This is a genomic window from Dellaglioa sp. CoH-57-MRSF-18, assembly GCF_056781995.1.
Genome location: NZ_JBXAXX010000006.1, coordinates 35,951 through 56,125 on the forward strand (window position 1 = coordinate 35,951; position 20,175 = coordinate 56,125).

Below are 20,175 nucleotides of genomic sequence, written 5' to 3' on the forward strand. Positions count from 1 at the left end.
TTTCTATATTTCAGTACGTCCTTCAATCGCTTTAAACAACGTCATTTCATCTGCGTACTCAATATCGCTACCTACAGATAGTCCATGGGCTAATCTTGTCACTTTAATTCCAGCCGGTTTAATCAATCTCGATAAATACATTGACGTTGCTTCACCTTCTGGCGTTGCATTTGTCGCAATAATAACTTCCTGCATATCGGGATGCGATTGAAGACGTGTTAATAAACTTGTGATATTAATATCTTCCGGCCCTTTACCTTCAATTGGTGATAATACACCATGAAGCACGTGATACAAGCCGTGATACTCTTTCATTTTTTCTAAAGACATCACATCTTTAGGTTCTTCTACAACAATAACTTTGGTTTGATCACGTGATGAATCAGAACAAATCTGACAAGGATCTTCTTCAGTAATATTGCCACAGATACTACAATAATGTAGGTCTCGTTTGGCAGATATTAGTGATTTAGCAAAATCGGTGACATCATCTTCATCCATATCAATTGTAAAAAAAGCTAATCTTGTAGCAGTTTTACCACCAATACCTGGTAATTTCATATAACTTTCAATCAATTTTGCGATAGGTTCAGGATATTGCATTTTCTTTAGCCTTCTTTAATTTTAAGTTTATAGTCCAGGCATCCCTTGAGAATATTTACCCAATTTATCAGTTGTTGTTTTTTCAATTTTTGTCATAGCATCATTAACAGCCATAATAATTAAATCTTGTAACATATCAACATCATCAGGATCGACTGCTTCTTCTTTAATCATGATATCAGTCATTTTTTTGTCCCCTGTAAAGGTTACCTTAACTAAATCATTTGAAGCTTCGCCAACAAATTCAGTTGCATTCAAAGCCTCTTGGTCTTTTGTCATATCTTTTTGTAATTTTTGCATTTGTTTCATCATACCTTGCATATTACCATTTCCACGCATCATTATTAATTACTTCCTTTCTAATCCTGTTTAATTTCTATATTTTCTGTTCCAAAAATTTCTTCAGCTTTTGAAACAATTGGTTCTACTACTTCAGGTTCTGGCTCAATAATTGTTTCAGTTCCCTCGTGCTCATTTTGTTTAATGTAAGATTTTCGGACTTCTGGCCATTGCTCTGCTGTAATACAGACCACCTTAGGGACATGATGTAATAATCGATCTAACCCATTACCTAAAGCATCGAGTAACTCTGTATCACTTGAAGCTTTGACAGACAAGAATTCGTAATTAAAACTAACAAGTACACTGTCAGGACTAGCCGCAACCGGTTCACTAGCTTGCATAATCGCACGTTGTGTAACTGAAAGTTGATGCAACAACTCTGGCCAAACCTGTTTTAATTGTACCAAACTTTCTTTTGTTGCGTGATCTAAAATAGGATAAATTTGAGATAAATTTAATGTTGCTTTTTTTTGAGTAGAGGCAACTTTTTTAGGCTTAGCTATTACTGCCACTTGCGGTTGATTATCATTCTGACTTAAATCAATTATTTGCTTTTTCAAGTCTTCAACTGTTTTAGTTAAATTATTAATTTGTTTAGATGCATCTGAACTTAATTCTGATTGAGTCGTCTCCGCAATCGTATCAGAGGTATTAAATTGTGATAATCGAATTGTTAATACTTCTAAATAAACATCTGGATGTGTTGTAAATCGCATTTGTTGTTGAATTTCATTTAAAACATTTATCATTTGGTATAAGAAATCAGCAGAAATAGTCTGTGATAAGTTTTTAAAATCATCATTAACCATCCCTAATTCTAGTTGATTAATAAGTGCTGGTGCTTGCTGATATAATAGTAAATCACGACTATAGGCAATTAAATCTTCGATTAATCTAGTTGAATCTTTACCTTCGTCTATAATTGCTTGTATCGTTTCTAATGCCTCAGTAGTCGCTTTTTGACTAACTTCCGTGACGTAATTCTGTATTTTATCCTGTGTTACACTACCGGTTACTAACAAAGCATTATCCAAAGTCACCTTGTTATCACCGAATGAAATGACCTGATCTAAAATACTCAAAGCATCCCGCATTCCACCTTCAGCTGCTTTAGCGATAACTTTAAGCGCTGGTTCTTCATATTCAATTCCTTTTTCAGACAAAATATAAACCATTCGTTCATAACTGTCAGCTGGCGTAATACGCTTGAAATCAAATTTCTGAGTTCTAGAAATAATGGTTGCTGGAATCTTATGTGGTTCCGTTGTAGCAAGAATAAAAATAACATTTTCAGGTGGTTCTTCAAGCGTCTTCAAGAGTGCATTAAAAGCACCCGTAGATAGCATATGAACTTCATCAATAATATAGATTTTAAAATCAGCTTGTGTGGGTGCATACTTTACTTTGTCACGGATATCACGAATTTCTTCAACCCCATTATTAGAAGCGGCATCAATTTCGATAACATCGTTTAATTGACCATTCGTAATAGCGATACATGTCTCACATTTGTTACATGGTTCGCCATTTTCCTGGAAGTGACAATTAACTGCCTTAGCAAAAATTTTAGCTGCGGACGTTTTACCTGTTCCACGTGGACCATTAAAAATGTATGCATGACTTGTTTGTTGTGTCATAATTGCATTTTTCAACGTCTGCGTAATCATGTTTTGTCCAACTAAATCACTAAATTTTTGTGGACGCCAGACACGGTATAAAGCTTGGTAACTCATCACAATCTCTCCTTTCAAAATCTATAAATAGCTTTTTAAATAAAAAAATCTCTCAGCCATTTCTGACTAAGAGTCTTAAATAATCATAATTACTTAAGGCACAAAGTGAATCAAACTTAGTGCTGCTTCCTTCCGGATCTGACACAATTCGTAAGCACACTATTGCCTTAAGGCCTTGCGGCAATTATTATAATACATTAAATTCCAACAAAAAGCTACCTTTATGATTGCTTTTTTTCTTTTCTTTTACGACGAACTTCTCTAAAGAATGATTGGAGTAGGTCTTTGGCTTCATCTAATAATAATCCAGATTCTACTTTTGCTTGATGATTAAATCGTTCATCCGTTAATAAGTTCCCAATGCTGCCTGCAGTTCCTGCTTTAGGATCAAATGCACCAAAGTAAACTTCGGGGATTCTTGAATTGATAATCGCACCACTACACATTGGGCATGGTTCTAGTGTTACGAATAATTGCGCATCTACAAGACGCCAGCTATGAATCGTAGCACAGGCTTCTTGGATGGCTAAAATTTCAGCGTGAAGGGTTGCATCTTGCACGTGTTCACGAATATTATGGCCTCGTCCAATAATCTCACCATTTTGTACAACAACACAGCCAATTGGTACTTCACCAATAATTTTTGCATTTCTTGCTTCATATAAAGCTTCGCGCATAAAAAATTCTTTTTGTTCTTCAGTTAATTTTTCTACCATTTACTTCACACTCATTAAAATATAGTAACCTTTATCTTTTAAAATAATGTCACAATTACCAAAAACTTCAGTCATTCTCTTTTGAGCCGAACTTGCCCCTTGTTTCTTTTGTAATACAGCAAACAATTGTCCGCCAACTTTTAAATGGTCGAATGCGCCACTTAAAATTTCATGAACGACCTCTTTGCCTGCTCTAATAGGCGGGTTTGTAAGAATTGCAGCATAATCTGTCTTTTTTACATGACTGTATGCGGCAGATTCAAAAACTTCTATATTATTAATTTTATTGATTACCGCGTTCTTCTTTGCTAATTCTAATGCTAATTCGTTTACATCTGTCATGTCTATTTTTCGTTCTGGTTGATTCTTGGCTATAGCAAGTCCTATTGGACCGTATCCACATCCAACATCTAAAATATTTCCCGGAATTATTTTTTGTTGCTCAACTGCATTTAATAAAACTCTTGAACCAAAATCGACTGTTTTTTTTGAAAATACACCATTATCTGTGGTAAACTTAAACTCGTTGTTCAACAGTTTAAATGTCCATTCTTTTTCATCATGAATAACATCTGGATTTTTCGAAAAATAATAATTCGTCATATTTTTACCTACTTTCTCAATAGTTTCTATAATACGGAGAAAATCGAATTTTCGCAATCAAAATTTAATATAAACAATCCAAGACCTTGAACACTACATCTTGTGTGATGCAACTTAAAATCACACTAAATGTAGTGTTTTTTTCAATTGATTTTTGGATTATGTGTTGTATACTTATCTTATTAAACAAAACAACAAAGGGGAATTTATATAATGAAAAAAGTTACTGTATTTACAAAAAACAACTGCATCCAATGCAAAATGACAAAACGTTTTTTAGAAGAAAACAACGTCGACTTTGATGAACGTAACATTTCCGAAGACGATAACGCAATCGATTACTTGAAAGGCCAAGGTTTCCAAGCTGTTCCTGTTATAGAAGCTACTGGATTCGATACAATCGCAGGATTTCGTCCTGATATGCTTAAAAAGTTGGCAGTCTAATGAAAATTGTTTTCTTTAGCATTACTGGACAAACACGACGCTTCATCAATAAAATTGGCTATCCTTCATTTGAAATCGATCCAACAAACCCGCTTATTGAATTAAATGAACCCTATATTTTAATTGTTCCAACTTATGAAATTGGGCTCACTGAATCGGTCAACGACTTTATTGAATATCAATCAAATAGAGAAAATATACTGGGTGTTGTTGGCGGTGGGAACCGCAACTTCGCCCAACTTTTTATTTTTACAGCCAAAGATATCGCAACCGACTATCACGTCCCATTATTATATGAATTTGAATTCAATGGCACTGAAGAAGATGTAATCAATATGAAGAAAGTAGTTGATGAAATTGACATTAAAAACGTTAAATAGTGATAAAGTCACTTATTATGATTTAAATAATGAAATTAATATTCCCGTAGACGGTCAAATCCCACTTCAAAAAGATCAAGAAGCCTTAACCGCCTTTTTGAAAGAAAATGTTGCTGAAAATACAATGCAATTTGATTCATTAAAAGCACGTTTTGATTATTTAATTGACAACAACTATATTGAAACTGATTTTTATAATAAATATGACTTCTCATTTATAGAGGAGCTCTACGCTTATTTAGCAGCTCAAAAATTCCATTTCGGTACATTTATGGCTGCCTACAAATTTTATGCTCAATACGCACTTAAAACTGATAATAATGCCTATTACCTTGAAAATTATATTGATCGTGTTGCAATGAACGTTCTTTACTTTGCTGATGGTAATACAGAACTAGCTATGAATTTAGCTGACGAAATGATTCATCAACGTTACCAACCTGCTACACCTAGTTTCTTAAATGCCGGTCGTAAACGTCGTGGAGAATTAGTTTCTTGCTTCCTAATTCAAATTACTGATGATATGAATGGTATTGGACGTGGCATTAACTCAGCACTTCAATTATCTCGAATTGGTGGTGGTGTTGGTATTACGCTCAGTAATTTACGTGGCGCAGGTGCACCAATTAAAGGGATTGAGGGCGCTGCTTCTGGTGTTCTACCCGTTATGAAATTATTAGAAGATAGTTTTTCATATTCTAACCAACTAGGACAGCGTCAAGGTGCTGGAGTTGTCTATTTAGACGTCTTCCATCCAGATATTGTTGCTTTCCTGTCAGCTAAAAAAGAAAATGCTGATGAAAAAATCCGTGTTAAAACTTTATCACTAGGCATCACTGTACCTGATAAATTTTACGAACTCATTAAAGATAATGCAACGATGTATCTTTTCGATCCCTACGGTGTTGAAAGAGAATATGGAGTCCCTTATTCCTATGTTGATATCACAAAAGAATATGACAATATGGTTGCCAATAAAAATATTAGTAAAAAAACGATTCTTGCCCGCGAATTAGAAACTGAAATTTCTAAGCTGCAACAAGAGTCAGGCTATCCTTATATTGTCAATGTTGATACAGCAAATCGCGCAAACCCAATTGATGGTAAAATCATTATGAGTAATCTTTGTTCAGAAATCATGCAGGTTCAGACACCATCAACTGTGAATAATGCACAAGGCTACGATGTTATGGGGACTGATATTTCATGTAACTTAGGCTCAACTAACATTGTTAATATGATGGCTTCTCCAGATTTTGGCCGTTCAGTTGATTCAATGGTTCGCGCTTTAACTTTTGTAACTGATAGTTCAGATATTGATGTTGTGCCTCCTATTCAACATGGAAATAACTTAGCGCATACCATCGGTTTAGGTGCAATGGGCTTACATGCCTACTTCGCTAAAAACCATATGCATTATGGTTCAGAAGACTCAATCGATTTCACTAGTGTTTATTTTATGATGCTTAACTATTACTCATTAAAATCATCAAATGCTATCGCTAAAGAAAAAAATGAAACATTCCATAACTTTGAAAAAAGTACTTATGCAACTGGTACCTACTTTGATAAGTATCTTAACGAAGATTGGGGCCCTACTTCTGATAAAGTTGCTGCCTTATTTGATGGCATCGACATCCCTAATCAAGAAGATTGGGCGACTTTGAAAGCTAATATTCAAACTGACGGTCTTTATCATCAAAATAGATTGGCTGTTGCACCTAATGGCTCTATTTCATATATTAACGATACTACTGCCAGTCTTCACCCAATTATTAACCGAATCGAAGAGCGTCAAGAAAAGAAAATTGGAAAGATTTACTATCCAGCTCCTTACCTTTCAAATGACACGATTCCATACTATACTTCTGCATACGACATGGATATGCGTAAAGTTATTGACGTTTACGCTGCTGCACAGGAACATATCGATCAATCACTTAGTTTAACTTTATTCATGCGTTCAACGATTCCTGAAGGCCTCTACGAATGGAAAAATGGTCGGACAGATAAAATGACAACACGTGACTTAAACATTTTGCGTAATTATGCGTATAATAAAGGTATTAAGTCAATTTACTACATCAGAACCTTTACTGATGATCAAGAAGAAGTTGGCGCAAACGCTTGTGAGAGTTGTGTTATCTAAACTGTAACGGAGGAAAGTTAAATGAATAATGATAGTTACAAAGCAATTAATTGGAACGAAGTTGAAGATCAAGTTGATAAAGCAACTTGGGAAAAACTAACAGAACAATTTTGGTTAGATACACGTATCCCCCTTTCAAATGATTTAGATGATTGGCGTACACTGAGTCCTGCAGAAAAAACATTAGTTGGTCATGATTTTGGTGGGCTAACATTGTTGGATACGGTGCAATCACAAGATGGGATGGAAGCGTTGCGTCATGATACACGGACTGCCCACGAAGAAGCTGTTTTAAATAATATTCAATTTATGGAATCGGTTCATGCTAAAAGTTATTCATCAATTTTTTCAACGTTGAATACAGCTTCAGAGATTACTGAAATTTTCGAATGGACAGACAAAAACGAATTTTTACAAAAAAAAGCACAACGTATTAATGGTATTTACCAAAACGGGTCACCATTGGAGAAAAAAGTTGCTTCTGTTTTTCTTGAAACGTTCTTATTCTACTCTGGTTTCTATACGCCACTTTACTATTTAGGCCATAACAAACTGGCAAACGTTGCTGAAATTATTAAATTAATTTTACGTGATGAATCTGTTCATGGTACCTTCATTGGCTATAAATTCCAATTAGGATTCAACGAACTTTCTGAAGAAGAACAAGGTAAAATGAAGACCTGGATGTATGACCTTCTGTTTGAATTATATGAAAACGAAGAAAAATATACCCATGAACTTTATGATGAAGTTGGTTGGACTGAAGAAGTTTTAACCTTCTTACGTTACAATGCCAACAAAGCTCTAATGAATTTAGGCCAAGATCCTTTGTTCCCTGATACAGCTTCTGATGTTAATCCTGTTGTCATGAACGGAATTTCAACATCAACATCTAATCATGATTTCTTCTCTCAAGTTGGTAATGGCTACTTACTTGGTAGTGTGGAATCAATGGATGATTCAGATTATGAAATTGGTGAAAGCGGCCAAATGAAACGTCGTCCTAAACGTTAGAAAAAAATCCTTACTATCAGCCTAAAAACTGATAGTAAGGATTTTTTATTTAACAGTTTTAACTTTACAATTACAGTAACATTCCCACTATTCCCGCACAAAGTATCAATATTCCTATAATGACCATCCATACACCTGATAAACGATTTAATTTCTCACGATGACTAGAATCCTGCGTTATTTTCTTCATCCTAAAGTTGGTATATTTATTAGGAACCGTTTTAGGCGCATAGTTTCCTAAGATGATCAGCAATGTTCCCACTATCAGTGCAACACTGCTAATAATATTAACCTGATGTCCCAACGCGGTAGCAAATATCATTGTTGCTAAAAGTATTGATAAGATTGGCGTAATCCAAATTAAAGCTGTATCTAGTTTCTTATTTTGACGATTAGTGTTATCTATTACCATTATCACCACATTGATTAAAATCATCAATAATGGGAACCCAATAATAACTAGATTTTTATCACCATACTGATCAATATTACCACCTATATTCCAGTGAATCGGAATTTTATTGGGTAATTTGTGATACAAAACTACTCCCATAATCATTGGAACAAATCCAAATAAGATGGCGCTGATATTCCTTTTATTTTTCATAATTGTCTCCTCCTACCAGATATTGTGACCATTTTAAATAATTCGAAATAGTCGTTTGATTCAAATTAATATGGTTACTACTTTTACCAATTGGCAAGCTATAATCCTTACCAGTAATGTAGTAAAAAAAATAGCATTTAGAGCTAATTAAAAACTAACCCTAAATACTATTTTTTTAAGCGTTCACTTTGTTAATCACTCTTTTATCTGTTGGTAAAACAGTTACTTCAAATTCTGAAATATAAGCATTTTCATAGTCCAATGCCTTAATATTAAAATTAGCAATTTTCATTTCATCATTAGCTCGAAATTTTGAGTCATTATTAAGCACAAATCCAGTAAGCGTCACCGCTTCACTTTCTTCCGTTTCTTTAAGCGTTGTATCAAAATATCTTTCAAAATCATATAATGTCACTTTACCTGAAACTTTAAATTTATTGTTTCCCATATCTACTATATTATCGTCATTCGTATCATCAAATTCTTCTCTAACAACACCAAATAATTCTTCATAGATATCTTTATCTGTAACAATCCCTGAAGTCCCACCATACTCATTAACGACGATAACGATTGGTGTTCTCTTAGATACCATAACATCCATAATACTATGAACTTCAGCATTTTCTTGAACGGCCGGAATATCACGCATAATTGTTGAAATCAAATTTGTCTTATCAATTTTTTCCTGTCGCAATAAATCATAACTATAAACGTACCCGATAACTTTATCTTTATCATTGTTAGCAATAACTGGGAACCTTGAATATCTAGTTCTCCAATATAAATTAACAACGTTTCTAATTGAATCGTCTACGTCTACTGCAACCATCGATGTTCGGTCAATCATGATATCTTCTGCCACTTTATCATTCATATCAAATGCTCGTCGCATGAATGTTAAATCTTCTTCATCAAGTTCACCAGCATTTGCGGATAATCGAGATAATGAGAGAATTTCAGTTTGCGAATAAATATCTTCTTCATTTTCAACTTCATAACCTAACAAATGCGTAATCCAATTTGCTGAACGATCTAAAATCCAAATTAATGGGTATAACACAATATGGAAAAACATAATAGGACGGACAATAAATAATAATACTGGCAATGGATCTGCAATTGCAATATTTTTAGGTACTAAATCAGTAAAAACAGCATGAATAACAGTAAAAATAAGAATTGCAGCAACCGATGCAATAGCATTTGCCATAGCCGCGGGTAATATATTTGATTGTATAATCGCATCTGCTATTGTTTTTTCACCAATCCAACCTAAAATCAAACTAGTTGAAGTGATTCCAACTTGGGCCGTTGACAGATACTCCGTTAGGTTCTCCGTCATATGAATAGCCCGCTTAATATTTTTAAGCGGCTTTTTCCCATACATATCTTTCAATGCACTAATACGGACACGAACCAACGCATACTCAGTCAGTGTAAATAACACAGACAAAAGTAATATTGCGATAATAACAATTACATTCACTAAATAATTTTCCGGACCAGAATCCAAGGTAACACCCTACTTTCAATTTGTTGTAATTTCTTAACTTCCATTATATCAAAAATATTGTTCATAAACTAGTTAACACTTTATCATTATATCTAAAATAAGGCTATCTAAATCGATATATCTTGGTATTATCTTAATTATAATTAAGAAGTGTCATTTTTAATTAGCCTTTTCGTAAACAACTATTACTTAAATAAGTTATAATAAAATTATCATATAAATAATTAGAATTGGGGATCTATAATGAATTTTTTAAAGAAATATGGTTTTTATTTAATGGCACTTGCCGTTATAAGTGAGTGGATTTTGCCTTTAGCATTAGCACCATTTGTACCTGGTTATTTGCAATTCACTAATTTAATTAGTGATTTTGGGGAAGTTGGCGTTCCAACTCATATGGCATTTAAAGTTTGGGAAGTTATAAATGGACTTCTTTTCTTACTTTCAGCACCAGCTTTCTATGAATATTTTAAAGGTACGTCAAAAAAATTAGCCAGCTGGTTTACCGCTATGTTAATTATTTTTAGTATGACCGATTGTCTTTTAACAGGAATTTTCGATCGTGCACTCACATCAAATACACAAAGCATTACGGGTATGATCCACAATTATTCGTCAGGCATTGGCGACACCGCTCTTTTGATTAGTATGTTTTTTTTATTAAAACTCTATCAAAAGCAAGGTAAAAAACTAATTACAACCCTTTTATTAGTTGCCTTTATTATTTCACTAGGAATTCAATTTTTATTTGTTTATCCAAGAATTATGCCAGATTCACAATTTAAAATTCCTTATCGTGGTTTGTGGCAACGTTTAAATTTATGGTTACTCTATATGCCATTTTTATTAATCTCTATCAAAAATATGTTTAAAAAAAGATAATACTAATTAATGAAATGCCTCACAATTATTAGACATAAGTCTAGTAATTGTGAGGCATTTTTATATCTAAATAATCGAGTAAGAAAGCAATCATCATACGCAGTTTCCAGACTAAAAGTACGTTAAATTAACTATTTGTTCACTACATTTAGAGTTTCTTTTGCTTCATAACAAACGTATTTCTTGCAAATTAAAAGACATAATTCCGATATTTTACCGGAATTATGTCTTGGTGTCTCAAATAATATATATCTCTACCCTTTTAATATACTATATTATCTAATATTCTTTATTAAAAACTTCATTATAGGGCTAGGCATTCTATCCTTTTTATCTACTGATTTTTTTTGATTTACAACTGCTAAAATCTGTAATAACGTAAAGGCAATCGAACTACGTTTCCTAAATGAAATATATTTTGGCTGCCATTTAGTTACATATTTATTTTTATACTTCTTTAGTCCCTGGAAACCATAAAAATGATACCCATATTCATAAATTAAATGAGCTATTTTTTCTTCCGCAAAACTAAATTTAGATTCACCTACATTCGACAATGGTGCCATACCCATATCGAATAATTCATAGCCGCCTTCTTTTGCTTGTTGAAAAAGGCTAATAAAGATTTTATCCATAATACCAGATGGCGCTTCTTCTCTACTATATCTCATCAAATCAATCGATAAGACCCTATTATTTCCGGTTGGCATCATTGTCGCAAAGGCAACCTTATGTCCCTCAGAATCATTAATAATAGCAATAGGCGCTTGATTAAGATAATATTCATCGAAAAATCCTAAAGAAAATCCTTTTTCAGCTTGTCCATTCAGCCAACTATCAGATATTTTTTTCAATTCTTGAATAGTTTCCTTTGAATAAGGGGGCTCGATCATTGCAAATGTATAGTTTTCTCGTTCAAATTTATTCATTAAAGCACGTTCAGAACGTCTTTTTTTACCAGCCAATTCAAATTCAGCTACTCTAACAAAACCTTCTTCACCCGTTTTAATGAAATCAAATCCAACTTCATGTAACATCATTGTTAACTTCGCATCAACTTCATAAAAAACTAATTCTAATCCTTCAATATCTGCGTCAACAATAAATTGATTAATTGCTTCACGAATAAACTCATGATTACCAACAGGTTCACCCATAACCACTAATTTATTCGATTTTTTTTGATAAAGGAAAAATACTTCGTCCTGTCCATCATTTTGATAGAAATAAACATTTTTATCCTTTAAAAATGAAAGATGACTGACTTCATTACCACCATAAGTATCAATTACATTTTTAACACGATCTGCTGGAAAATCTTGCTTACCAAATCGTTTATCCTTACCAGATAAGTACGTAAATGCAATCCATAACACCACAACTGCAGAAAGTAAACCTAGGAATCCTGATAGCCATATCTTTTCTGAAGGAAATAAGAATACATCTGGAACTTTACCCTTAAAGTGGAATTCTGGCATGTTATAGAATCCTACGATTGTGTATAAAATGAATGTTCCAGCAAATATACTTCCATCAATTAATAAACGGCCCCATGAATATTCAAATCTTTCACGATAAAATATTGGTTTAGATAATAGTGCACAAATGAGAATGATAGTTAAGAAAATAAGTATTGTTACTGAGAAATCATGCCACAATGTATTAGCAATACCCACGACAACAAAGATAATCATTGGCCAATAGACACGTTTAACTTTAGATTCAATACCTCGACCAATCCCAATCATTAAGAATGCAAGTATAATATTACTCATTTGATGAATGAAATAAAAGGTATAAGGATATAAGTAATTAATAATTGGATTAGTAAATGTAAATTCTGGAACCGTTGAAGCAAGTAATAAGATGATACCTGTCATATAGAAAAATAACACAAGTATAAAATGTGCTACTCTACTGAGTAAGATAACTGGTAGTCCATTTAAGTACTCATTAAGACGATGTCCTGAATCTTTAACGAATAATAATACCCCCACTAAGAATGGGAATATATAATAAAATAATCGATAAAACAATAACCAGATAACAGCTGTGCTATCCTGTACACCTAATGTTTGTAACCCTAAAATCATAAAGACATCAAAAGAACCTAACCCACCCGGAATCATTGAAATAACACCGATAATTGATGCGATAATAAATAACGGGAAGACAGCAACTAAATTAGATGTATCAACATTCATCATAAATCCGATATAAATGAAAAATAAACCAGCAGATCCCCATTCTAAGGAAGAGCCAAGTATTAACGTTAGTTCACGACCTAATGTTAAATCTGCAAAAAATTCTGAATCTCTTGTCTTTGTAATAATAAAAACAATTGGAAAATATAGGCCACCTAATAACAACCAGACCCAATACTGTCCGAATTGTGGTCCAATATTTAATCCAAAAATCATGAATAAAGAAACCCAACAATATAGTGATAGACCCGCAACTAAAAATAATGCTATTTTTGATATAGCAAATAGCACCTGTTTTTTAGACGCATTTTTACTATAAAAATTAGCTCTAAGTGATGCACCTAGTAGGCCACCAAATCCTGCTATGTTAGTCATTGTATTCGTTATCCAACCGCTTTGAAGAATGTATCGCCAAGAATACTTTTCTGGTAAAAATTTAACCATGACAAAATCATAAATCATCATCGGAAGGACAGCAATAAATCCAATTACCAACATTAATATAATGGATTTTACTGACTGTGATTCAAAACTTTGCTGAACTTGTTCACCATTTATATCCTTAAATATTTGTCCAACTTGGATAATAACAAAAATTAAAACTGATAAAACAAATAAAAGCTTAATTGCTGTTAATCTTTTTTTAATAAATTCATTACACGTACTAATTATTTTTTTCATTTTTTGAATCCCCCGATTTATTTTTTGTTACTTATACTCCCCCCGGAATATATAATACTATTTTTTCTTTTGTTCTACGTAACCTTCATTTCACAATAAAGTCTATATCGTTAATAAAATTAATGTAGTCTATGTAAAATTTGGTATAAAATAACTAACATCACCATAAAAATAATTTGCTTCGATCTAGTTACTATTTCTAAATTAACTCTTTTATCTACATACTAACTAATTTTAAATAAGCGCTGGTGATCATGCCAAACTGTGGACATTAATAAATAACTAATGATGTATATAGAAAAAGTTTAACATTAATTAATAATTCGACGAATTTCTAATTTTAAAGAGATTTCAAACGCTAATATTGGAATAGTTATCGCTATCCTTTAAATAGACGCTTCTAATTATGTTCGTTTATAGCTTACCCCCTCTACATTTTGTCCATTTTATTCAATATTTTTTCAGATATATGTTTATTTAAATACCTTACCACGATTTATTAACATAACCAAACATTTTGCAAAAAAATAGCACGATGATTTCCAATAAATTGGAAATCATCGTGCTTAAAATTATTCAAAAATAAAAATATTATTATTTGAGAGTAACTACTGCGCCAACTTCTTCTAAAGAAGCTTTCATTGCTTCAGCTTCGTCTTTAGAAATACCTTCTTTGATAACTGATGGAATGTTATCAACTAAACCTTTAGCGTCTTTAAGGCCTAAACCTGTAATTTCGCGAACGGCTTTGATAGCTTTAACTTTTTGGTCGCCAGCTTCTGTTAATTCAACAGTAAATTCTGATTTTTCAGCAGCAGCTTCGCCAGCACCAGCGCCAGCAGCAGCTACAGGAGCAGCAGCTGAAACACCGAATTCTTCTTCGATTGCTTTAACTAAGTCGTTTAAATCTAAAATGCTTGCTTCTTTTAAATCAGCAATGATTTTTTCTGTATCTAATGACATGTGTGTATCCTCCATTTTATGTGTACGATTTTGTGTGTACCTTTAGGTACCGATCATAGATGCTAAGTATTAAGCAGCAGGTTCTTCGTCTTTACTTTCTGCAACAGCGTTAATTGCATAAGCAACGTTGCGAACAGGTGCTTGTAATACTGAAAGTAACATTGAAAGTAAGCCATCACGACTAGGTAATGTAGCAAGAGCGTTAATTTCTTCTAACGTTGCAACTTTACCTTCAATGACACCACCTTTAATGCTAAGTGCTTCAGCAGTCTTAGCAAAATTAGCCATAATACGTGCAGGTGCAACAACATCTTCGCTAGAAAATGCGACTGCAGTAGGTCCAGAAAATACTTCTTCCATACCTTCATACCCTGCTTTTTCAGCAGCACGTACTAAAATCTTGTTTTTGATAACTTTCATTTCAACGCCTGCTTCGCGTAATTCCTTACGTAATGCAGTCACTTGTTCAACCGTTAAACCACGGTAATCCACAACAACTGCAGATGCAGCGTTATTGAATTTTTCAGTTACTTCATCCACAATTAATGCTTTTTGTGCGATAAATTCTTTACTCATAATTGATTCACCTCCTGTAGTCGTGTCAGAGCTTTTTTACAATAAAAAAACTCCGTGTCCACCAAGACACAGAGAGAGTAATACTTCACTCCTCGGCAGGTAAATTAAGGCTTGCGCCACCTGAGTCTTCGGTAGAATCATAAATTAATTGACTTCCATAAATTTAACACAGTTAGATATATGGGTCAACTAAAGAAATTTAATTATCTAATATTAGTTTTGAGCCAAGTTTAAGCTTGGACCAAATGTTGTAGCAACAGATAAATGTTTGATATAGCCACCCTTAACTGATGATGGGCGAGCTTTAACAATAACATCGTTGATAACATCAAAGTTACCAATTAATGCTGCATCATCAAATGATACTTTACCAATTGGAACATGAACATTTCCATCTCTATCAGTACGGTAAGTTACCTTGCCGGCTTTAGATTCTGAAACTGCTTTTTCAACGTCCATTGTAACAGTACCTGTTTTAGGATTAGGCATTAAACCTTTAGGTCCTAAGACACGGCCTAAACGTCCAACTTGGGCCATCATATCTGGTGTTGCAATAGCAACATCAAAATCTAACCAGCCACCAGAAATACGTTCAACCAAGTCATCATCACCAACAACGTCAGCGCCGGCTGCAAGTGCAGCTTTAGCTTTATCGCCTTTAGCGAATACAACAACAGTTTGGTCTTTACCAGTACCATTTGGAAGTACAACAGCCCCACGTAATTGTTGGTCTGCTTGTTTTGTATCTAAGTTTAAGTTGTAAGCAAGTTCAATTGTAGCGTCAAACTTAGCAAAGTCCATTTTCTTAGCTAATGCGATTGCATCAGTAATTGAATAGTTTTTACCTTCTTCAACTTGTTTTAAAGCGTCTTGATAATTTTTACCTTTTTTAGCCATCTTGAATTTTCCTCCTTGCAATATGTGGTCTAACGGATAAACCTCCCACTTGATACATCTATTTTCATAGAGTATCCGACCGAGAAGCGTGTTTGTAGTTAGGAATTAACCTTCTACAACGAATCCCATGCTTCGTGCAGTTCCTTCGATCATGCGCATTGCAGATTCAACACCTGAAGCGTTTAGATCTTGCATTTTAGTTTCAGCGATTTGTTGAACTTGAGCACTAGTTACTGTTGCAACTTTTTTAGTGTTAGGTTCGCCAGAACCACTTTCAACGCCTGCAGCTTTCTTTAAAAGAACTGCTGCGGGTGGTGTTTTTGTAACGAAATCGAATGAACGATCTTCGTAAACACTAATTACAACGGGAATTAACATACCAGCTTGGTCAGCTGTACGTGCATTGAATTCCTTTGTAAAGCCCATGATATTAATACCAGCTTGTCCTAATGCAGGACCAACCGGTGGAGCAGGAGTTGCTTTCCCTGCTGGAATTTGTAATTTAACGACGTTTGCTACTGTTTTAGCCACGTGACATACCTCCTTGTAAAATCCGTGCGTGGTAAATGGAGATATAAATTTCTCCTCCCACTGTATGCAGAACATACTAATATAATATAACACCCAGATGGGTTCCACGCAATCTTATTTATGCTTTTTCCATAAAAATGTGTAAATTGATTCATCAACTCGTTTATTTTCATGTAATAATCTGTGTGCTGCTCTTCGACCGCTCACAATAAGTTCCTGATAATTAAGCTGATTTTCAACTAAATAGCGAAGTGATAAAACACTATTAATGGAAACAGCGCCATCATTGCCATTTTTCAAATCGCCAGCAATATTTAAAAATTGTAAATTCTCCGGTAGATGCTGCATTGCCTTTTCAAAATACTGGTAGAGTGAAGTCGTTTCCACTGGACCTTTATCAGTTAAAAATAAATCTTCAATGATAGGCGTATTTTGTGCTACATTATGATCATTGTATGGTGCACCAATTGAAATGGCATGTGCCACCATTGGGACATCAGTCATATCTCTGTATTCTGTCATATAGCGTAATATACTGACACTACCCATTGAATGCCCAACAAAATCGACCTTTTCAATGGCATAAGCGCCATATAAAAATTGCATAATATAATGTAACCATAAGCTTTGTTTTTCAACAGGAGCTATATTATTTTTAAATAAAACTTGAATGAATGGTTGCGCAGATCTTAATTGACCTTCAACATGTAAACTACCATTATCATCAACTATGATAACCATATCTTTACGACCATAGCCTGCTCGTTCAAAACGGGCAATCATTGGGCCAAAAGAAAGTCGATTACCACTATAACCGTGAACAAATAGTGTTGGGGTCATCTTGTCGCTAGGTACAATTGGATCAGAGGCATCAATTGAAACATGCCCTAATCGTCTAAATTTATTCCCAATGAAAAAACTTGTGCCTGCTCCTAGACCTAACAAGCCTATCTTCAAAAGTCCCTTAGTCATTAAATCACCTTCTACTTTTGTGAGTTATCACCCTAGCCTAATAATTTATCTACTTGATCAAAGTTCAATTCTGTACTTGTTTCACGACCAAACATATCAATATCAACTTTAAGTTTTAATTTTTCATTATCAATTTCCGTTACTTTACCGATAAGGTTAGCAAATGCACCTTCAATAATTGTGACAGATTCACCAATTTCAATGTCCAATTCTTGATGACGAGCACTCATACCCAAACGACGAAGAATCAATTCTACTTCTTCAGGTAATAGTGGTGCTGGTTTACTTCCGGCCCCATGAGAACCAACGAACCCAGTTACGCCTGGTGTATTACGAACAACATACCATGATTCATCTGACATACCCATCTCAACTAAAACATATCCAGGGAATGTTTTCTTCATATCTGTTTTTTCTTTACCATTTTTAACTTCACGTTCTTCTTCTTCAGGAACAACTACACGGAAAATAAAATCTTCCATACCCATTGATTGTGCACGTGATTCAATATTTGTTTTAACTTTATTTTCGTAACCAGAGTAAGTATGTAAGACATACCAACTTTTTTCGATTGATTCCATTATATATATCTCTCCTTAAATTATCAGCTTCATTTTTCTCAAACAAAAAAAACTCCGCATCAACGAAGTTTTCTCACTTGTGTCATTATATCAAAACATCAGTTAAATAGCTATTCTTCTATGAAAATAGGGTTAAGAATGCAGAAGCACCTGAATCAACAATCCAGAAGAAAATCGCAAACATAATTGCAGTTACAACAACAGTTGTTGTATCACGACGTAGTTCCTTACCTGTTGGCCAAGTTGTTGCTTTAATTTCTACGATAACACTTTTAAGAAATGCATTAATTTTTCTCATAACTATCCCCCTATTTTGTTTCACGATGTAACGTATGTTTATTACAATATTTACAAAATTTATTTACTTCTAAGCGTTCGGTTCTGCTCGGTTTTGCAGCTACAATATAATTTCGTGAGCCACAAACGATACAAGCCAATGCTACTTTTCTTTGTGCCATGACTTTTTCTCCTTAATGTAAAGTTAACTAACGCTAACTTCGACTAACATTTTTAAAGAATACACTCATTTTACATTAAAAGAAAGAAAAAAGGAACCACCCTCTTTTCTTTCTTTCCTAATTATCGATTTTCTTTAAAAAATAACCCAAGCTTACTCTTACACCTTGAGATAGATCCTAATACCTTTTTCATATCGCACTCTAAAATAAGCGCAATTTCTTCTGGCTTTTTCATTTGATAATAAAGTAAAACAAAAGTACTTCTTTCTAACTCTGACAATTTCAATTCAAAATCATCCAATTTTTCTTGAAGGATAATTCTGTCATCTGCCAATATCTCACAATAAAACGAAGGCCGTTCACATTCACCATAAGTTTCTTCATATCGTTCCAAAGAATGCGAGTTCGCATCAGACAGCCTTTTAGTCGCTGATTGTTTGCGAATTAAACTAAAAATACAATTCGATAGACTGGTTTTAAAATACTGTCCAAACGTAATTCCTTTGTTCGGTTGGTAATTTTTTAATGCTTTAAAACAAACAGCTCTAGCCTCTTGTAAAAAATCTTCAGTATCCCATAATTTTAGATAGTATTTACGAATCATCGAATAAACCATTGGACGATATCGTTCAAATAACGGTTCAAATTTATGTTCTGCACCTAATTTAATTTGGCAAATCAATTGAAAATCTGTTTCGTTTTCAGTACTCCGGTAAGTTTCATCTAACAAGTAGACTCTCCATATCCGGGTCTCCATTTTTCAATATACCAAACATAATGACTGATTACAACAGTTGCTTAGTCATGTGATAGGTGATCACGCAATTCAGCCAGACTATCTAATTGTTCTGAGTCCCATGGTGAACGACGAACCGATGCCTCCGTTTGATATTTTTTGGCTTGTTGAGCAACTTCTTTTTTAGATTCATTAATGTCTTTGTATAACTCCCATGCAGGAATTCTTAATGCACCTTGTGAGAAAATAGTCCACTGTTCTGCTTGATCACTCGTTGCAACAGTTACCTGTGTGAGTTTAGTCTGTAACTCACCTATCATTGCTTCAATATAACTATCAGCCGTCTGACCCTCTGCTGTCCAAATAATCTCTAATCCATATTTTGTATAACTCTTTGATAGTCCTGGAACATACATTGCATCAAAGACAACGATTAACCGAGAGTCAATCTGTTTATGATAATTTGATAATTTGTGCAGTAGCAAGTCACGTGCTTCATCAAGTCGCTCTGATTGTTTCAATCGATTTAATTCTGGCCAATTACCAATCATATTATAGGCATCTACAACCAAAATTTGCTTTTTCAT

Annotated in this window: 23 protein-coding genes, 1 other RNA gene and 1 other annotated feature; of the genes, 5 read left to right on the forward strand and 19 right to left on the reverse strand. The window is 33.9% G+C overall.

What is annotated here, in order from left to right; all coding sequences use genetic code 11:
- Nucleotides 1–3: 3 nt before the first annotated feature.
- The 6 genes from recR to AC1RPG_RS06730 all read right to left on the reverse strand — a co-directional run bounded on the left by recR (nucleotide 4) and on the right by AC1RPG_RS06730 (nucleotide 3,997).
- Entirely contained in the window at nucleotides 4–603 is a 600-nt protein-coding gene (recR, locus tag AC1RPG_RS06705) for a recombination mediator RecR (RefSeq protein ID WP_409021522.1), read from the reverse strand.
- Between the two features lie 27 nt (nucleotides 604–630).
- Nucleotides 631–945, reverse strand: coding sequence for a YbaB/EbfC family nucleoid-associated protein (locus AC1RPG_RS06710; protein ID WP_409021523.1), 315 nt, complete (start codon nucleotides 943–945; stop codon nucleotides 631–633).
- A gap of 17 nt (nucleotides 946–962) precedes the next feature.
- Nucleotides 963–2,678, reverse strand: a complete 1,716-nt coding sequence (gene dnaX / locus AC1RPG_RS06715; protein ID WP_481761904.1) for a DNA polymerase III subunit gamma/tau — start codon at nucleotides 2,676–2,678, stop codon at nucleotides 963–965.
- A gap of 87 nt (nucleotides 2,679–2,765) precedes the next feature.
- An RNA gene (gene ffs / locus AC1RPG_RS06720) (signal recognition particle sRNA small type) lies at nucleotides 2,766–2,852 on the reverse strand.
- 47 nt (nucleotides 2,853–2,899) lie between these two features.
- Complete coding sequence (tadA, locus tag AC1RPG_RS06725) at nucleotides 2,900–3,394, reverse strand: tRNA adenosine(34) deaminase TadA (RefSeq protein ID WP_409021525.1); 495 nt, start codon at nucleotides 3,392–3,394, stop codon at nucleotides 2,900–2,902.
- Nucleotides 3,395–3,997 carry a class I SAM-dependent methyltransferase gene (locus AC1RPG_RS06730; RefSeq protein WP_481761903.1) on the reverse strand — a complete coding sequence of 201 codons (603 nt, stop codon included), beginning with the start codon at nucleotides 3,995–3,997 and terminating at the stop codon, nucleotides 3,395–3,397. It lies immediately after the preceding gene.
- Nucleotides 3,998–4,210: 213 nt separating this feature from the next.
- Here AC1RPG_RS06730 and nrdH point away from each other — a divergent pair, with 213 nt between their 5' ends.
- The 4 genes from nrdH to nrdF are packed head-to-tail and all read left to right on the forward strand — an operon-like array spanning nucleotide 4,211 to nucleotide 7,984.
- Complete coding sequence (nrdH, locus tag AC1RPG_RS06735; RefSeq protein ID WP_481761902.1) at nucleotides 4,211–4,441, forward strand: glutaredoxin-like protein NrdH; 231 nt, start codon at nucleotides 4,211–4,213, stop codon at nucleotides 4,439–4,441.
- Nucleotides 4,441–4,821 carry a class Ib ribonucleoside-diphosphate reductase assembly flavoprotein NrdI gene (gene nrdI, locus AC1RPG_RS06740; protein ID WP_481761901.1) on the forward strand — a complete coding sequence of 127 codons (381 nt, stop codon included), beginning with the start codon at nucleotides 4,441–4,443 and terminating at the stop codon, nucleotides 4,819–4,821. The genes nrdH and nrdI overlap by 1 nt, the downstream gene beginning before the upstream one ends.
- The gene (gene nrdE / locus AC1RPG_RS06745; RefSeq protein ID WP_481761900.1) at nucleotides 4,793–6,970 is read left to right on the forward strand and encodes a class 1b ribonucleoside-diphosphate reductase subunit alpha; all 2,178 of its coding nucleotides are present in this window, start codon (nucleotides 4,793–4,795) and stop codon (nucleotides 6,968–6,970) included. Before nrdI ends, nrdE begins: the two co-directional genes overlap by 29 nt.
- A 21-nt stretch (nucleotides 6,971–6,991) precedes the next feature.
- Nucleotides 6,992–7,984, forward strand: a complete 993-nt coding sequence (gene nrdF, locus AC1RPG_RS06750; RefSeq protein ID WP_409021529.1) for a class 1b ribonucleoside-diphosphate reductase subunit beta — start codon at nucleotides 6,992–6,994, stop codon at nucleotides 7,982–7,984.
- Between the two features lie 70 nt (nucleotides 7,985–8,054).
- On the opposite strand, the gene AC1RPG_RS06755 is transcribed toward nrdF, so the two are convergent.
- Nucleotides 8,055–8,591 carry a DUF1648 domain-containing protein gene (locus AC1RPG_RS06755; protein WP_481761899.1) on the reverse strand — a complete coding sequence of 179 codons (537 nt, stop codon included), beginning with the start codon at nucleotides 8,589–8,591 and terminating at the stop codon, nucleotides 8,055–8,057.
- 175 nt (nucleotides 8,592–8,766) lie between these two features.
- Nucleotides 8,767–10,107 carry a hemolysin family protein gene (locus tag AC1RPG_RS06760; protein WP_481761898.1) on the reverse strand — a complete coding sequence of 447 codons (1,341 nt, stop codon included), beginning with the start codon at nucleotides 10,105–10,107 and terminating at the stop codon, nucleotides 8,767–8,769.
- Nucleotides 10,108–10,350: 243 nt separating this feature from the next.
- Here AC1RPG_RS06760 and AC1RPG_RS06765 point away from each other — a divergent pair, with 243 nt between their 5' ends.
- Nucleotides 10,351–10,989, forward strand: coding sequence for a DUF998 domain-containing protein (locus AC1RPG_RS06765; RefSeq protein WP_481761897.1), 639 nt, complete (start codon nucleotides 10,351–10,353; stop codon nucleotides 10,987–10,989).
- A gap of 275 nt (nucleotides 10,990–11,264) precedes the next feature.
- Here the strand turns inward: AC1RPG_RS06765 and mprF are convergent, their stop codons facing one another.
- From mprF to AC1RPG_RS06820, 11 genes are all read right to left on the reverse strand, one after another.
- Complete coding sequence (mprF, locus tag AC1RPG_RS06770; RefSeq protein WP_481761896.1) at nucleotides 11,265–13,874, reverse strand: bifunctional lysylphosphatidylglycerol flippase/synthetase MprF; 2,610 nt, start codon at nucleotides 13,872–13,874, stop codon at nucleotides 11,265–11,267.
- 594 nt (nucleotides 13,875–14,468) lie between these two features.
- The gene (rplL, locus tag AC1RPG_RS06775) at nucleotides 14,469–14,837 is read right to left on the reverse strand and encodes a 50S ribosomal protein L7/L12 (RefSeq protein ID WP_409021534.1); all 369 of its coding nucleotides are present in this window, start codon (nucleotides 14,835–14,837) and stop codon (nucleotides 14,469–14,471) included.
- Nucleotides 14,838–14,906: 69 nt separating this feature from the next.
- Nucleotides 14,907–15,413: a 50S ribosomal protein L10 gene (gene rplJ / locus AC1RPG_RS06780; protein ID WP_481761895.1), complete on the reverse strand. Its 507-nt coding sequence runs from the start codon at nucleotides 15,411–15,413 to the stop codon at nucleotides 14,907–14,909.
- Between the two features lie 34 nt (nucleotides 15,414–15,447).
- Nucleotides 15,448–15,563, reverse strand: a sequence feature (ribosomal protein L10 leader region).
- 63 nt (nucleotides 15,564–15,626) lie between these two features.
- Nucleotides 15,627–16,310 (reverse strand): 50S ribosomal protein L1, encoded by a 684-nt coding sequence (gene rplA, locus AC1RPG_RS06785; RefSeq protein ID WP_409021536.1) that lies wholly within the window; start codon nucleotides 16,308–16,310, stop codon nucleotides 15,627–15,629.
- 105 nt (nucleotides 16,311–16,415) lie between these two features.
- Nucleotides 16,416–16,841, reverse strand: coding sequence for a 50S ribosomal protein L11 (gene rplK / locus AC1RPG_RS06790; RefSeq protein WP_409021537.1), 426 nt, complete (start codon nucleotides 16,839–16,841; stop codon nucleotides 16,416–16,418).
- A 114-nt stretch (nucleotides 16,842–16,955) separates the two neighbouring features.
- Complete coding sequence (locus AC1RPG_RS06795) at nucleotides 16,956–17,813, reverse strand: alpha/beta hydrolase (RefSeq protein ID WP_481761894.1); 858 nt, start codon at nucleotides 17,811–17,813, stop codon at nucleotides 16,956–16,958.
- A 32-nt stretch (nucleotides 17,814–17,845) separates the two neighbouring features.
- A complete protein-coding gene (gene nusG / locus AC1RPG_RS06800) occupies nucleotides 17,846–18,397 on the reverse strand; it encodes a transcription termination/antitermination protein NusG (RefSeq protein WP_409022813.1) in 552 nt (183 codons plus the stop codon).
- A 115-nt stretch (nucleotides 18,398–18,512) separates the two neighbouring features.
- Nucleotides 18,513–18,692, reverse strand: coding sequence for a preprotein translocase subunit SecE (secE, locus tag AC1RPG_RS06805; RefSeq protein WP_057974232.1), 180 nt, complete (start codon nucleotides 18,690–18,692; stop codon nucleotides 18,513–18,515).
- Nucleotides 18,693–18,702: 10 nt separating this feature from the next.
- Nucleotides 18,703–18,852, reverse strand: a complete 150-nt coding sequence (gene rpmG, locus AC1RPG_RS06810) for a 50S ribosomal protein L33 (RefSeq protein WP_057974231.1) — start codon at nucleotides 18,850–18,852, stop codon at nucleotides 18,703–18,705.
- 121 nt (nucleotides 18,853–18,973) lie between these two features.
- Nucleotides 18,974–19,582, reverse strand: a complete 609-nt coding sequence (locus AC1RPG_RS06815; RefSeq protein ID WP_481761893.1) for an RNA polymerase sigma factor — start codon at nucleotides 19,580–19,582, stop codon at nucleotides 18,974–18,976.
- Nucleotides 19,583–19,650: 68 nt separating this feature from the next.
- A complete protein-coding gene (locus AC1RPG_RS06820; RefSeq protein ID WP_481761892.1) occupies nucleotides 19,651–20,175 on the reverse strand; it encodes an NYN domain-containing protein in 525 nt (174 codons plus the stop codon).

Bases quoted from the DNA above. Each gene is read 5' to 3' on its own strand.
- recR (WP_409021522.1), bottom strand. From the start codon at position 603: ATGCAATATCCTGAACCTATCGCAAAATTGATTGAAAGTTATATGAAA.
- AC1RPG_RS06710 (WP_409021523.1), bottom strand. From the start codon at position 945: ATGATGCGTGGAAATGGTAATATGCAAGGTATGATGAAACAAATGCAA.
- dnaX (WP_481761904.1), bottom strand. From the start codon at position 2,678: ATGAGTTACCAAGCTTTATACCGTGTCTGGCGTCCACAAAAATTTAGT.
- tadA (WP_409021525.1), bottom strand. From the start codon at position 3,394: ATGGTAGAAAAATTAACTGAAGAACAAAAAGAATTTTTTATGCGCGAA.
- AC1RPG_RS06730 (WP_481761903.1), bottom strand. From the start codon at position 3,997: ATGACGAATTATTATTTTTCGAAAAATCCAGATGTTATTCATGATGAA.
- nrdH (WP_481761902.1), top strand. From the start codon at position 4,211: ATGAAAAAAGTTACTGTATTTACAAAAAACAACTGCATCCAATGCAAA.
- nrdI (WP_481761901.1), top strand. From the start codon at position 4,441: ATGAAAATTGTTTTCTTTAGCATTACTGGACAAACACGACGCTTCATC.
- nrdE (WP_481761900.1), top strand. From the start codon at position 4,793: ATGAAATTGACATTAAAAACGTTAAATAGTGATAAAGTCACTTATTAT.
- nrdF (WP_409021529.1), top strand. From the start codon at position 6,992: ATGAATAATGATAGTTACAAAGCAATTAATTGGAACGAAGTTGAAGAT.
- AC1RPG_RS06755 (WP_481761899.1), bottom strand. From the start codon at position 8,591: ATGAAAAATAAAAGGAATATCAGCGCCATCTTATTTGGATTTGTTCCA.
- AC1RPG_RS06765 (WP_481761897.1), top strand. From the start codon at position 10,351: ATGAATTTTTTAAAGAAATATGGTTTTTATTTAATGGCACTTGCCGTT.
- mprF (WP_481761896.1), bottom strand. From the start codon at position 13,874: ATGAAAAAAATAATTAGTACGTGTAATGAATTTATTAAAAAAAGATTA.
- rplL (WP_409021534.1), bottom strand. From the start codon at position 14,837: ATGTCATTAGATACAGAAAAAATCATTGCTGATTTAAAAGAAGCAAGC.
- rplJ (WP_481761895.1), bottom strand. From the start codon at position 15,413: ATGAGTAAAGAATTTATCGCACAAAAAGCATTAATTGTGGATGAAGTA.
- rplA (WP_409021536.1), bottom strand. From the start codon at position 16,310: ATGGCTAAAAAAGGTAAAAATTATCAAGACGCTTTAAAACAAGTTGAA.
- AC1RPG_RS06795 (WP_481761894.1), bottom strand. From the start codon at position 17,813: ATGACTAAGGGACTTTTGAAGATAGGCTTGTTAGGTCTAGGAGCAGGC.
- secE (WP_057974232.1), bottom strand. From the start codon at position 18,692: ATGAGAAAAATTAATGCATTTCTTAAAAGTGTTATCGTAGAAATTAAA.
- rpmG (WP_057974231.1), bottom strand. From the start codon at position 18,852: ATGGCACAAAGAAAAGTAGCATTGGCTTGTATCGTTTGTGGCTCACGA.
- AC1RPG_RS06820 (WP_481761892.1), bottom strand. From the start codon at position 20,175: ATGAAAAAGCAAATTTTGGTTGTAGATGCCTATAATATGATTGGTAAT.